This is a genomic window from Streptomyces solincola, from assembly GCF_002982015.1.
In the GTDB taxonomy this organism is placed as follows: domain Bacteria; phylum Actinomycetota; class Actinomycetes; order Streptomycetales; family Streptomycetaceae; genus Streptomyces; species Streptomyces solincola.
Map to the genome: position 1 here is coordinate 1 of NZ_PVLV01000204.1, position 13079 is coordinate 13079.

10 protein-coding genes and 4 tRNA genes are annotated in these 13079 nt (G+C 72.8%); 8 read left to right on the forward strand and 6 right to left on the reverse strand.

Going from position 1 to position 13079, the window contains the following annotated elements; all coding sequences use genetic code 11:
* Positions 1–278 precede the first annotated feature (278 nt).
* Entirely contained in the window at positions 279–629 is a 351-nt protein-coding gene (locus tag C6N75_RS14770; protein ID WP_181160476.1) for a metallopeptidase family protein, read from the reverse strand.
* A gap of 96 nt (positions 630–725) precedes the next feature.
* Between C6N75_RS14770 and C6N75_RS14775 the strand changes: the two genes are divergently transcribed.
* The 4 genes from C6N75_RS14775 (at position 726) to C6N75_RS14790 (ending at position 2743) form a co-directional block, all read left to right on the forward strand.
* Positions 726–2372, forward strand: a complete 1647-nt coding sequence (locus C6N75_RS14775) for a metallophosphoesterase family protein (RefSeq protein ID WP_105869370.1) — start codon at positions 726–728, stop codon at positions 2370–2372.
* An 89-nt stretch (positions 2373–2461) separates the two neighbouring features.
* Positions 2462–2534: transfer RNA gene (locus C6N75_RS14780), tRNA-Glu, on the forward strand.
* Positions 2535–2571: 37 nt separating this feature from the next.
* Positions 2572–2646, forward strand: a tRNA-Asp gene (locus C6N75_RS14785).
* A gap of 23 nt (positions 2647–2669) precedes the next feature.
* Positions 2670–2743 (forward strand) — tRNA-Phe (locus C6N75_RS14790).
* A gap of 199 nt (positions 2744–2942) precedes the next feature.
* Here the strand turns inward: C6N75_RS14790 and C6N75_RS14795 are convergent.
* The 3 genes from C6N75_RS14795 to C6N75_RS14805 all read right to left on the reverse strand — a co-directional run bounded on the left by C6N75_RS14795 (position 2943) and on the right by C6N75_RS14805 (position 5193).
* The gene (locus tag C6N75_RS14795; RefSeq protein ID WP_105869363.1) at positions 2943–3773 is read right to left on the reverse strand and encodes a cytochrome c biogenesis CcdA family protein; all 831 of its coding nucleotides are present in this window, start codon (positions 3771–3773) and stop codon (positions 2943–2945) included.
* Positions 3770–4546, reverse strand: coding sequence for a DsbA family protein (locus tag C6N75_RS14800; protein ID WP_105869364.1), 777 nt, complete (start codon positions 4544–4546; stop codon positions 3770–3772). Before C6N75_RS14800 ends, C6N75_RS14795 begins: the two co-directional genes overlap by 4 nt.
* Positions 4547–4635: 89 nt before the next feature.
* Complete coding sequence (locus C6N75_RS14805) at positions 4636–5193, reverse strand: hypothetical protein (RefSeq protein WP_105869365.1); 558 nt, start codon at positions 5191–5193, stop codon at positions 4636–4638.
* Positions 5194–5314: 121 nt separating this feature from the next.
* Between C6N75_RS14805 and hrpA the strand changes: the two genes are divergently transcribed.
* The 3 genes from hrpA to C6N75_RS14820 all read left to right on the forward strand — a co-directional run bounded on the left by hrpA (position 5315) and on the right by C6N75_RS14820 (position 9895).
* Positions 5315–9289 (forward strand): ATP-dependent RNA helicase HrpA, encoded by a 3975-nt coding sequence (gene hrpA, locus C6N75_RS14810; RefSeq protein ID WP_105869366.1) that lies wholly within the window; start codon positions 5315–5317, stop codon positions 9287–9289.
* Between the two features lie 88 nt (positions 9290–9377).
* Positions 9378–9451 (forward strand) — tRNA-Asp (locus tag C6N75_RS14815).
* A gap of 150 nt (positions 9452–9601) precedes the next feature.
* Positions 9602–9895 (forward strand): DUF6274 family protein, encoded by a 294-nt coding sequence (locus tag C6N75_RS14820; RefSeq protein ID WP_105869367.1) that lies wholly within the window; start codon positions 9602–9604, stop codon positions 9893–9895.
* Positions 9896–10161: 266 nt separating this feature from the next.
* Here C6N75_RS14820 and bldC read toward each other — a convergent pair whose 3' ends face one another.
* The gene (gene bldC, locus C6N75_RS14825) at positions 10162–10368 is read right to left on the reverse strand and encodes a developmental transcriptional regulator BldC (protein ID WP_003949541.1); all 207 of its coding nucleotides are present in this window, start codon (positions 10366–10368) and stop codon (positions 10162–10164) included.
* A 562-nt stretch (positions 10369–10930) separates the two neighbouring features.
* Positions 10931–11773, reverse strand: a complete 843-nt coding sequence (locus C6N75_RS14830) for a hypothetical protein (protein WP_105869368.1) — start codon at positions 11771–11773, stop codon at positions 10931–10933.
* 160 nt (positions 11774–11933) lie between these two features.
* Here C6N75_RS14830 and C6N75_RS14835 point away from each other — a divergent pair, with 160 nt between their 5' ends.
* Positions 11934–13058, forward strand: coding sequence for a Leu/Phe/Val dehydrogenase (locus C6N75_RS14835; protein ID WP_105869369.1), 1125 nt, complete (start codon positions 11934–11936; stop codon positions 13056–13058).
* Positions 13059–13079: the final 21 nt, after the last annotated feature.

Genomic DNA, 13079 nt, shown 5'->3' on the forward strand with positions numbered 1-13079 from the left:
CCGCCCGGTCCGCCGTCCGGTTCGGTCTCCGCGGCGCCCGACGGATCGGCGGACCGGGCGGGCGCGGGGCGGGCGCTCTCGTCGGTGACGCTCATGCAGCCGCTGAGGGAACCTGCGGAGGCCGCGACCGCCACTGCGGTGACGGCCCATCGGACGGTGGCGGGCAGTTGGCGCACGAGGGCACCTTTCGGGCGGGGGCGGGGACACGGGTACACCCTGACCAACTCCCGAGCCCCGCCAAGGACACGCCCGACGCCGTACGCGGCGCGGGCGGCCGGTCAGCCGTAGCCGAGGTCGTGCAGGCGGGCGTCGTCGATCCCGAAGTGGTGGGCGATCTCGTGGACCACGGTGATCTCGGTCTCGGCGACCACGTCCTCCCGCGACTCGCACATGCGCAGCACCGGCCCCCGGTAGACGGTGATCCGGTCCGGCAGCACTCCGGCGTACCACTCGCCCCGCTCGGTCAGCGGAGTCCCCTCGTACAGGCCCAGCAGGTCCGGGTCGCCGGGGGCCGGCTCGTCCTCGACGAACACCGCGACGTTGTCCATCAACCGGGTGAGCTCGGGCGGGATGCGGTCCAGCGCCTCGGCGACCAGTTCCTCGAACTCCTCACGCGTCATCTCCAGCACGCGGCCATTGTCGCGGATGGCCCGCCGTCCGGGGCGGGCTCGCGGGGGCCCGGATGGCCCCGCATGGCGGTCGGACCGGCCGGGCATACGCCGCCCATGGCCCGAGCCCCGTCCCCGCGTGCCTCCTACGACCGCGTGCTGCGGCACTACCGGTCGCGGCGCACCGACCCCGTACCCGCGCTGGTCCACACCCCGCACCCGTACGTCCGGGCGCTGGGCCTGGTGGGGGTGGTGCTGCTCGGGGCGTGGCTGGGGCTGCTGGTGGTGGGCGGTGTGCGCACGCCGGTGGGGCCGATGGACACCAGCATGACGCTGCGTCCCTCGGTCTCCGGCGGTACGAAGATCAACGTGTCGCCGCTGGGCGCGCTGGAGCTGGACTCGCACACCGCGCCGCTGCGGCTGGACGTGGACGTCGACCAACTCGACCCGGTGCGGGCGCAGGCGCTGGTCGCGCATCCGGAGCGGTTCGGCGGGTTGCAGGAGGAGATCACCCGGGACGTCACCAGCGGGACGCGGGAGCTGGCGGTGCGGTCGATCGTCGCGGTGGTGTCCGGGGCGACGGCGCTGGGCCTGGTGGTCTACCGGCGGCCGCGGCGCGCGCTGGCGGCCGGCGGTCTGGCACTGGTGCTGCTCGGTGCGGCGGGCGGCGCGGCGTACGCGACGTGGAATCCGAAGTCGGTGCTGGAGCCGCGCTTCTCGGGGCTGCTGACCTCGGCGCCGTCGGTGGTGGGCGACGCCCGGTCGATCGTCAGCGAGTTCGACGTCTACCAGAAGGAGTTGGCGACCCTGGTCACCAATGTGACCAAGCTGTACGACGCGGCCTCGACGCTGCCGACGTACAAGCCGGACCCGGGGACGGTGCGGGTGCTCCAGGTCTCCGACATCCATCTGAACCCGGCGGCCTGGGAGATCATCCGCTCGCTGGTGAAGCAGTACAAGATCGACGTCGTGGTCGACTCCGGCGACACCATGGACCACGGCACGGCGGCGGAGAACGGCTTCCTCGACCCGGCGGCCGACCTGGGCGCCCCGTACGTGTGGGTGCGCGGCAACCACGACTCGGCGGTCACCCAGCAGTACCTGGAGAAGATGAAGGGCCGGGTGCACGTGCTGGACGGGGGTCGGGCGGTGACGGTCGGGGGCCTGCGGATCGCCGGCGTCGGCGACCCGCAGTTCACCCCGGACCGCTCGGTGGTGGTCGCCGACGACGACGACGAGCGGGCGGCGGGCGCCGAGCTGGCGGCGTCGCTGCGGGCCCAGCGGCAGGCGGGCACCCCGGTGGACATCGCGGTCGCGCACAATCCGGTGGCCGCGCGGGAGACCGACGGCGAGGTGCCGCTGGTGCTGGCCGGGCACGTGCACCGGCGGCACACCGAGGTCATGCCGAACGGCACCCGGCTGAAGATCGAGGGCTCGGCGGGCGGCGGCGGGCTGCGCGCGGTGCAGAACGAGAAGCCGGAGAAGGTCCGCGCCTCGGTGCTCTACCTGGACCGCGACAGCCACCACCTCCAGGCCTGGGACGAGATCACCCTCGGCGGTCTGGGTCTGACCACCGCCGAGGTCAGCCGCCGCCTGCCGGAGGACAACCAGCCCGGCGGCGCGAACCCGCCGCCCACCCCGCCGGCCATCCCGGCGGGCCCGTCCGCCGCGCCGCGCACGGTGCCCCCGGGCGCGCCGGTCCCGACGTCGCCTCCGGCGTCCTCCGCACCGGCGCCCGAGGGGTCGTCGTCCCCCGCCTCCTGACCCTCCCGAACCGTTTTGCCGATCGGTCCGCCCATCCCATATGCTTCTCACGTCCCCGACGCGCTGCGAAGCGCCCAGGCGGGCCCTTAGCCCTCATCGTCTAGTGGCCCAGGACGCCGCCCTTTCAAGGCGGTAGCACGGGTTCGAATCCCGTTGGGGGCACGCATCACCCTGTGCGAGACTGGTTTTCGCACTGCTTGGTCCTGTGGAGCAGTTTGGAGTGCTCGCCACCCTGTCAAGGTGGAGGCCGCGGGTTCAAATCCCGTCAGGACCGCTTGCGGCTCGCACGAGCCGCGTGGCTGGGTAGCTCAGTTGGTACGAGCGATCGCCTGAAAAGCGATAGGTCGCCGGTTCGATCCCGGCCCCAGCCACCGGATCGAAGGCCCCGTCTCATCGAGACGGGGCCTTCGTCGTGCCGGAGCGCGCTCCACGCCCGGGGCAGGCGCAGCGGGCCTCGCCGCCGTCGACCAGCCGGGACGGGTGCTCTGCCCGCCGGCGGTCGAGACCCGCACGATCCGGCCGTGCCCCCGGGCGCGCAGGTGCCGCAGGACGGCCCCGCCCGCCGCACCCTCAGGACCGGGTACGGTCGCGGCCGCGCCAGCCGCGGACGCCGAGGGTGACGGCGGCGACGGCGACGGCGGTGAGGAGCAGCGCCCAGTCGGGGACCGCGCCGCCGATCTCAGAGGCCCATTCCTCGACGGCGTAGGAGTCGTCCACCGTGAGCAGGCCGGGCAGGGCGGCGGCGCCGTCGAAGGCGAGGAAGAGGGCGCCCAGGAGGATGAAGAAGAGGCCGGACAGGGCGCTGGCGGTGTGCAGGCGCAGCGGGCCCAGGCGCAGTTCGCGACCGCGCAGCCAGCGGCGTCCGCCCAGGTCGTAGCGGTGCCAGAGCAGGGCGAGCAGGAAGAGCGGGACGGCCATCCCGGCGGCGTACACGGCGAGCAGGAGGGCGCCGTAGACGGGGCTGCCGCCGAGCGCGGCCACCGTCAGGACGCTGCCGAGGATGGGTCCGGCGCAGAAGCCGGCCAGGCCGTAGACCAGGCCGAGCGCGTAGACGGAGAGCGCGGTGGTGGGGCGGATGCGGCCGGCGGCCTCGGCGAGCCGGCGGGAGGCGAAGCCCAGGCCGAGCAGTTGGGCCGCGCCCAGCGCGATGATCAGCCAGCCGCCGGCGGTGATCAGCAGGTCGCGGTGGTGGTGGAAGAGCCGCCCGGCGAACGAGCCGGCCGCGCCCAGCGGGACGAGGGTGGTGGCCAGCCCGGCGTAGAAGACGGTGGTCCGGGCGAGCAGCCTGGTCCGGGTGTCGATGGAGTACGCGAAGAAGGCCGGCAGGAGCAGGGCGCTGCACGGGCTGAGCAGGGCGAGGAGGCCGCCGAGGAAGGCGGCGAGATAGCCGATGTCGGTCATCGGCCCGCCGCCGGACCGGACTTCTTCGCCGCCGCCGCTGCCGCGTCGATGGTCTGGGTGAAGGTCTCCAGGGGCTGGGCGCCGGCGATGGGGCGGCCGTTGACCAGGAAGGACGGGGTGGAGGCTGCGCCGAGCCGCTCGCCCTGGCGCTGGTCGGCGGCGACCGCGTCGCGGGCGGCCGCGCCGTCCAGGTCCCGGGCGAAGCGGTCCAGGTCGGCGACGCCGGCCTCGCGGGCGAGCGCGGTGACCCGCTCGGTCGAGAAGCCCTGCTCCTTGGCTCCCTCGGCGTAGGCGGCGCGGTGGAACTCCCAGAAGCGGCCCTGCCGGCCGGCCGCCCACGCGGCGCGCGCGGCCCGCTCGGACTCCTCGCCGAAGATCGGCAAGTTGCGCCACTCGATGCGCAGCACGCCCTTCTCGACGTACCGGCGGATCAGCTCCGGCTCGGTGTCGCGGGCGAACTTGCCGCAGTAGCCGCAGCGGAAGTCGGCGTACTCGATCATCACGACCGGCGCGTCCGCCCGGCCGGTGGCGAGCGGGTCGCCGGCGTCGCGCCGGGCGTACGCCTCCAGCTCCGGGTAGACCCCGGCGCCGGGCGGGGTGGAGGCCTCGGCCGAGGCGGCGGGCGCGGAGTCCGGGGCGCGGTCGGCGGGCTTGGTGGCGGTGTAGGAGGCGAAGCCGAGCAGGGCGGCGGCCACGGCGACGCCGGCGCCGATGACGTACGGCCGCCGCGAGGAGGAGGAGGAGGAGGAAGGGGCGGAGGAAGGGGAGGGCATGGTGGCTCCTGGCGGGTGGCGCGCCGATGGCACCGCACACACGCGGACGAAAGGGATATCGCGGGCACGGGGTGGTGGGGTGCGCCCGGCTATACCCGCAGGACCGCCAGCTCCACGGGGGTCGGCCCCACCGGCTCAGGCGCCCCTCGTTCGGCGCGGGCCAGGGCGGCGGTCCGCGTCTGGGCGGCGCAGCCGTGGGTCATGGTGCGGCCGGCCGGCGAGAGGTGCGGCAGATCGGCCAGCGGGGAGCCCGAGCGCGGCGGCACCGCGGGCAGCCGGGCCGTGCGGTCGTCGCCGGAGTCGTGACACCCGGCGCCGTCGCCGACCCCGCCCACCAGGAGATACGGGGCCCGGGGGCCCGAAGCGCCCGCCACGGCGTACGGGGCGGGGGCGGCCGGCACGACGTACGAGGCGAGGGCGGCCGGGGCCGCGTGCGGCGCGGACGGAGCGGAGGCGGCCCGGACGGCGGGCGGCGCGGACGGAGCCGGGGAGCCCGGAGGGGCCGGGGCCGCGTGCGGAGCCGGGGAGCCCGGAGGGGCCGCCGGGTGTCCCGCGCCCGTGGCGTGCGGGGCGCACAGCAGCAGTCCTCCGAGGAGCAGCGCGAGCACGGCCGCGAGGCGGCGGCACCGGTCGCCGGCCGAGGCCATACGGTGCACCACCTTGCCGAGGGAGGGGAGGGAGGAGGTCGCGCGGGGGCGCGGCCCGCGGAAAGCGTACGCGGAAACCGGCTCGCCACCGCGCCGGGCCGGGTGAGATCCTGGGTCAGGTATGTCTACTTCCCTCGCCGACCTCCAGACCCTGCTGGCCCAGGCGTCGCTGCGCGACGCGCACCGGCTCGGCCGCCGTCTGGAAGGCGCCCGCCGCATCCGCAAGCCCGAGGCACGGCAGGCCGTGCTGGACGAGATCGCCGCCGAGGCGGAGCGGTCCGCCGCGCGCACGGCCGAGCGGGCGGCGCGGGTGCCGGAGGTGACGTACCCGGAGCAGTTGCCGGTCAGCCAGAAGCGGGACGACATCCTGGCGGCGATACGCGACCACCAGGTGGTGATCGTCGCCGGCGAGACCGGGTCCGGCAAGACGACCCAGATCCCCAAGATCTGCCTGGAGCTGGGGCGCGGGGTGCGGGGCATGATCGGCCACACCCAGCCGCGCCGGATCGCGGCCCGGACGGTGGCCGAGCGGGTGGCGGACGAGCTGGGGACGCCGCTGGGCTCGGCGGTCGGCTGGAAGGTGCGGTTCACCGACCAGGTCGACCCGGGCTCCACCTTCGTCAAACTGATGACGGACGGCATCCTGCTCGCCGAGGTCCAGACCGACCGCGAGCTGCGCGCCTACGACACGATCATCATCGACGAGGCGCACGAGCGCTCGCTCAACATCGACTTCCTGCTGGGGTACCTGGCCCAGCTGCTGCCGAAGCGGCCGGACCTGAAGGTCGTCATCACCTCGGCGACCATCGACCCCGAGCGGTTCTCGCGGCACTTCGGGGACGCCCCGATCATCGAGGTCTCGGGGCGGACGTATCCGGTGGAGGTGCGCTACCGGCCGCTGCTGGAGGAGGACTCCGAGGAGTCGGACCGGGACCAGATCACCGCGATCTGCGACGCGGTGGACGAGCTGGCCGCCGAGGGGCCGGGGGACGTGCTGGTCTTCCTCTCCGGCGAGCGGGAGATCCGCGACACCGCCGACGCGCTCGGCAAGCGCAAGCTGCGCGGCACCGAGGTGCTGCCGCTGTACGCGCGCCTGTCGCACGCCGAGCAGCACCGCGTCTTCCAGGCGCACTCCGGACGCCGGATCGTGCTGGCGACGAACGTGGCCGAGACCTCGCTGACGGTGCCGGGCATCAAGTACGTGATCGACCCGGGCACGGCCCGCGTCTCCCGCTACAGCCACCGCACCAAGGTGCAGCGGCTGCCGATCGAGAAGGTCAGCCAGGCCAGCGCCAACCAGCGCAAGGGCCGCTGCGGCCGCACCTCGGACGGCATCTGCATCCGGCTGTACGGGGAGGACGACTTCCTGACCCGGCCGGAGTTCACCGACCCGGAGATCCTGCGCACCAACCTCGCCTCGGTCATCCTCCAGATGACGGCGGCCGGGCTCGGGGACATCGAGAAGTTCCCGTTCATCGACCCGCCGGACCACCGCAACATCCGCGACGGCGTGCATCTGCTCCAGGAGCTGGGAGCGATCGACCCGGCGGAGAAGGATCCGAAGAAGCGGCTCACGCCGTCGGGGCGGAAGCTGGCGCAACTGCCGGTGGACCCGCGGCTGGCCCGGATGGTCCTGGAGGCCGACAAGAACGGCTGCGTGCGCGAGGTGATGGTGATCGCCGCCGCGCTCTCCATCCAGGACCCGCGCGAGCGCCCGGTGGAGAAGCAGGCGCAGGCCGACCAGCAGCACGCCCGCTTCAAGGACGAGGCGTCCGACTTCTCGGCCTTCCTCAACCTCTGGCGCTATCTGCGCGAGCAGCAGAAGGAGCTGTCCTCCTCCGCGTTCCGCCGCATGTGCAAATCGGAGTACCTCAACTACCTGCGCATTCGCGAGTGGCAGGACATCTATTCGCAGTTGCGTACGGTCGCCAAGCAGATGGGCATCCATCTGAACGAGGACGACGCCCCGGAGGACCGCGTCCACGTCTCGCTGCTCGCCGGGCTGCTCTCGCACGTCGGCGTCAAGGACGTGAAGGACGGCAAGGAGAGCGGCGGCAAGGAGGCGCAGAAGGGCTCGCGGGGCGGGGAGTACCTGGGCGCGCGGAACGCCAAGTTCGCCGTCTTCCCCGGCTCGGCGCTGTTCCGCAAGCAGCCCCGGATGCTGATGTCGGCCGAGCTGGTGGAGACCTCGCGGCTGTGGGCCCGGGTCAACGCGAAGATCGAGCCGGAGTGGATCGAGCCGCTCGCCCAGCACCTGGTCAAGCGCACCTACAGCGAGCCGCACTGGGAGAAGGACCAAGCGGCCGTGATGGCGTACGAGAAGGTCACGCTGTACGGCGTGCCGATCGTCGCCCAGCGCAAGGTCAACTACGGGCGGATCGACCCCGAGGCCAGCCGCGAGCTGTTCATCCGCAACGCGCTGGTGGAGGGCGACTGGCGCACCCACCACCAGTTCTTCGCCGCCAACCGCAAGCTGCTCACCGAGGTCGAGGAGCTGGAGCACCGGGCGCGGCGGCGGGACATCCTGGTCGACGACGAGACGCTGTTCGACTTCTACGACCAGCGCATCCCCGAACACGTCGTCTCCGGCGCGCACTTCGACTCCTGGTGGAAGCACAAGCGGCGCGAGGCCCCCGAACTGCTCGACTTCGAGCGCGAGATGCTCATCAACGAGAAGGCGGGCGCGGTCACCAAGGCCGACTACCCCGACTCGTGGCGGCAGGGCGCGCTGAAGTTCCGGGTGACCTACCAGTTCGAGCCGGGCGCGGACGCCGACGGCGTCACCGTGCACATCCCGCTCCAGGTGCTCAACCAGGTCAGCGACGAGGGCTTCGACTGGCAGATCCCGGGGCTGCGCGAGGAGGTCGTCATCGAGCTGATCCGCTCGCTGCCCAAGCCGATCCGCCGGCACTACGTCCCGGCCCCCGACTACGCCAAGGCGTTCCTGGACCGGGCGGTGCCGGTGCAGGAGCCGCTGGACGGGGCGCTGGCCCGGGAGCTGAAGCGGATGGTCGGGGTCCCGGTGCACGCCGAGGACTTCGACTGGGGCAAGGTCCCCGAGCACCTGAAGGTCACCTTCCGGATCACCGACGAGCGGCGCCGCAAACTGGCCGAGGACAAGGACCTGGAGGCGCTGAAGCTCCGGTTGCGCCCCAAGGCCCGTCAGGCCCTCTCCCAGGCCGCCAAGGCCGCCACCGCTGGCCCCGAGGGCACCGGACCGTCGCTGGAGCGCACCGGGCTGACCGACTGGACCATCGGGGCGCTGACCAAGGTCTTCGAGACCCGGCGCGCGGGGCAGCCGGTCAAGGCGTACCCGGCGCTGGTGGACGACGGGGCCACCGTCTCGGTGCGCCTCTTCGACACCGAGGCCGAGCAGCAGCGGGCCATGTGGCGCGGCACCCGTCGGCTGATCATGCTGAACATCCCGGTCAATCCGGCGAAGTTCGCCTCCGACAAGCTGGGCAACCAGCAGAAGCTGGCGCTGTCGGCCAACCCGCACGGCTCGGTGCAGGCCCTCTTCGAGGACTGCGCCACCGCCGCCGCGGACCGGCTGATCGCCGAACACGGCGGCCCCGCCTGGGACGAGGAGTCCTACCGCAAGCTGTACGACGCGGTCCGGGCCGACCTGGTCGACCTCACCGTGCGCACGGTGGACCAGGTGCGGCAGGTGCTCGCCGCCTGGCAGGCCTGCGAGCGGCGGCTGAAGGCCACCACGTCCCCGGCGCTGCTGCGCAACGTCCAGGACGTACGGCGGCAGCTCGACTCCCTGGTGCCGGCCGGCTTCGTCACCGCGACCGGGCTGCGCAGGCTGCCGGACCTGATGCGCTACCTGGTGGCGGTGGACCGCCGGCTCCAGCAGATGCCGACCTCCGTCCAGCGGGACACCACCCGCATGGAGAAGGTGCACGAGATGCAGGACGAGTACGCCTGGCTGCTGGAGCAGATGCCCGCGGGCCGGCCGGTGCCGCAGGAGGTGCGGGACATCCGCTGGATGATCGAGGAGCTGCGGGTCAGCTACTTCGCGCACGCCCTGGGCACCGCGCACCCGGTCTCCGACAAGCGGATCGTCAAGGCGATCGACGCGGCCGCGCCCTGAGCGGAGGCGGTCGGCGGGAGTGGTTCGACGCACCCCCTGAGCTGGGGTACAGTTATCCCGCAGCCGCCCGCCGAGGCGGCGAAACCAAGGTCCTGTGGAGCAGTTGGTTAGCTCGCCACCCTGTCAAGGTGGAGGTCGCGGGTTCAAGTCCCGTCAGGATCGCACGTATCAGAGCAGGGCCCGCGTCTTATGGACGCGGGCCCTCTCTCGTGTGCGGAGCCCTCTCGGGGTGCGCGCGGCCTTGACGGGGTCAACTGCCGTCGGTACGCAGTCAGCAGGGGGAACGGGGGCCCTGCACCGGAGGTGACGCGCATGGCGGCGGCATCGACAGCGAGACACGAGACCAGGGCGCTGCTGCGCGCCCATCTGGCGGCGGCCTCGGGCTACCGGCACCTGACGGGGGCCTGCGGCGTCTGCCACCGGCTGCTGGCGCTGGCCATCGAGGCCCGGGAGCCCGCCTACACGGCCGAGGGCGAGCCGGATGCGGAATCCGGTGCGGACGCCGCCGGCCCGGAGCCCGACGGGCCTCCGACGGCCTCCGGAGCGGGTGCGGAATCCGTTGCGCCGGCGGGCCGGGAGGCCGACGAGCGCACCCATGGAGTGTGACGCGAGTCACTTCACCAGTTTTGCCCAGGGCTTTACTTAACCCATCCCTACAACGCTCCCATTTAATATGTGCAATTGCACTCACAGAACGCAACGGAACCGCGCACAAAAAAGATCGCACCGGACCAGGCGGAGTCCGGTGCGATCGTGCGGTCTGCGGCCCGTTGGGGCGGGCCGAGCCGGTGAAGCAGAGGGGGGTCTGCGGGTTGGGGGACCCGCTCGGACCCGGTTCAGCAGGCGTTCCGGGGGGTGTTCCGGAGGGGTGTTCAGGCCTCGCTGCGCTGCTGCGGGATGCCCGCCAGCAGGGCGCGCACCTCAGCCTCGCGGTAACGGCGGTGCCCACCCAGGGTGCGGATGGACGTGAGCTTGCCCGCCTTTGCCCAGCGGGTGACCGTCTTCGGGTCCACGCGGAACATCGTGGCTACCTCAGCGGGGGTCAGCAGCGGCTCGGCATCAGGGGTGCGAGCGGTCATGAGCGGCCTCCTCGGGAGAACCGAACCTTCTCGGTTCATTCCTCTAAATTCTGCACCTTGACCCGCGTTGCCCGAAATGGCAGACGCGGGCCGAGTCGGTTATAGGACGAACGGCTTGTCCTCGGCACTACAACTACACCATCTGTCCAGCCACGTTCGGCCAAACCGACGGAATTGCCCTCTCAGGTGTTCATCAGCCACGGAAGCCGATGGACCATGCCATAACGGACAGTCACGTCACAGTGACGACCAGTCACAGAGCGATCAGGAGCCACACAGACCCCCCATAGCGTGCAATGCTGAGCTTTCCCCCCGAAGCGGGCGGAAGGAACCCTCCCCGGACTCCTTGTCCTATTTTGGCATGAGGTCGGGCGATGGACGCAAGAGCCCGGTACGTGCTGTCCATCACGCTTGACACAAAAGCCCGGATCGGGACCTAGGACCCCGTCCGGCAGGAGCCTGTGGACATGATCAGGGCGATCCGGGCAGCCGTCCAGTGCCGGCCGTACCGACCGTCCGGAATCCCGGCCGTGACGCACCGGATCCCGGCTCCCCGCGGCGCTCAGTTGGCGCGCTGGAGGTCCCGCACCGCCCGCCAGCGCTCGGCCAGCTTCTCGAAGACCGCGCCCGCCGCCTCCGCGTCGCCGGCCCGCAGCGCCACGACCCCCCGGGCCACGTCCGCCGCCGACCGGTCCGCCGAGAGCTGCTCCCCCGTCAGGACGTGCACCAGCCCGCCGTAGTCCAGCTCCACCAGCGAGCGCGGGTGGAACTCCTCCAGCCACCGCCCGACGTCGACCAGGCCCTCGGTGAGCAGCCCCTCCTCGCCGGCGTCCCGCAGCGCCTTCAGGGTGCGGGCCACCCGCCGCCGGGCCTCCACCATCGGGGTGCGGTAGCGCAGCCGGGGGCCGTCCTCCCCGCCGGCCGGCGCGTACTCCCGCTCCTTGTCCGAGAACAGCGCGAACCAGCGCACCGGCACCTGCCACACCGCGCCGCGGATCCACGGCCGGGCGTCCGGGTTCAGCTTCCGCCACCGCTCGTGGTCGGCCGCCGCCTGCTCGCGCACCACCGGCGGCAGCACCGCGTCCAGCAGCGGCGCGGACAGCAGCGCCGGCAGCTCCTCCAGCGCCAGCCAGCTCCGCAGCCGGGTCCGCCACGGGCACACCCGCAGCACACCGTCGGTCTCCGCCACGAAGGCGTCGGCGCTCTCCTGCACCGGGACCGCGACCGGCGGCACCGGCAGCAGACCGGCCAGCGAGCGGCGCAGCTCGTCCTGCGCGGTGGGCCCCCTTCCGCGCCGCGCGTACGCCTCCCAGTGGGTCCGCTCGGGCTCGGCGAACGCCTCCAGCGGCTCGTAGACCCGCAGATAGGCGGCGTACGGGACGAGGACCGAGGAGTGCGACGGCATGCGGGGATCCTTCCACGCCGGCCCGTACCGGTACTCCGACCGTGGCCGATCTCCCGCGCGGGGCCGATCTACGCCCAGGTAGCACTTACCCTCGTGCCCAACAGGTCCTCCCCACCCACAGGAGGGCCGCTCCGCCGCCTCTTACCTGGGAGTCACCACCGTGACCGATGTGACCGGCGTTCCCGGCTCCACCCCCGACGCGCTCCAGACCCTGTTCCGCTCCGAGCAGGGCGGACACGAGCAGGTCGTCCTCTGCCAGGACCGCGCCTCCGGCCTCAAGGCCGTCATCGCCGTCCACTCCACCGCCCTGGGCCCGGCCCTCGGCGGCACCCGCTTCTACCCGTACGCCACCGAGGCCGACGCCGTCGCCGACGCGCTCAACCTGGCCCGCGGGATGTCGTACAAGAACGCGCTGGCCGGCCTCGAGCACGGCGGCGGCAAGGCCGTGATCATCGGAGACCCCGAGCTGATCAAGACCGAGGAACTGCTGCTCGCCTACGGCCGGTTCGTCGCCTCGCTCGGCGGCCGCTACGTCACCGCCTGCGACGTCGGCACCTACGTCGCCGACATGGACGTCGTCGCCCGCGAGAACCGCTGGACCACCGGCCGCTCCCCCGAGCACGGCGGCGCCGGCGACTCCTCGGTCCTCACCGCGTACGGCGTCTTCCAGGGCATGCGGGCCTCGGCCCAGCACCTGTGGGGCGACCCCACCCTTCAGGGCCGCAAGGTCGGCGTGGCCGGGGTCGGCAAGGTCGGCCACTACCTGGTGGAGCACCTGCTGGCCGACGGCGCGGAGGTCGTCGTCACCGACGTCCGCGAGGAGTCGGTGCGCCGGGTCACGGACAAGTTCCCGCAGGTCACGGTGGCTCTGGACACCGAGGCGCTGATCCGGGTGCCGGGCCTGGACATCTACGCCCCGTGCGCGCTGGGCGGCGCGCTGAACGACGAGACGGTGCCGGTGCTGACCGCGAAGGTGGTGTGCGGCGCGGCCAACAACCAGCTCGCCCACCCGGGTGTGGAGAAGGACGTCGCGGACCGCGGCATCCTCTACGCGCCGGACTACGTGGTCAACGCGGGCGGGGTGATCCAGGTGGCCGACGAGCTGAACGGCTTCGACTTCGACCGCTGCAAGGCGAAGGCGACGAAGATCTTCGACACCACGCTGGCGATCTTCGCACGTGCAAAGCAGGACGGCATCCCGCCGGCCGCGGCGGCCGACCGGATCGCCGAGCAGCGGATGGCCGACGCCCGCGACGCGCGCAGGGCCGCACCCGCCGCGCTGTGACGCGAGGCTGAGCCCCGGGCG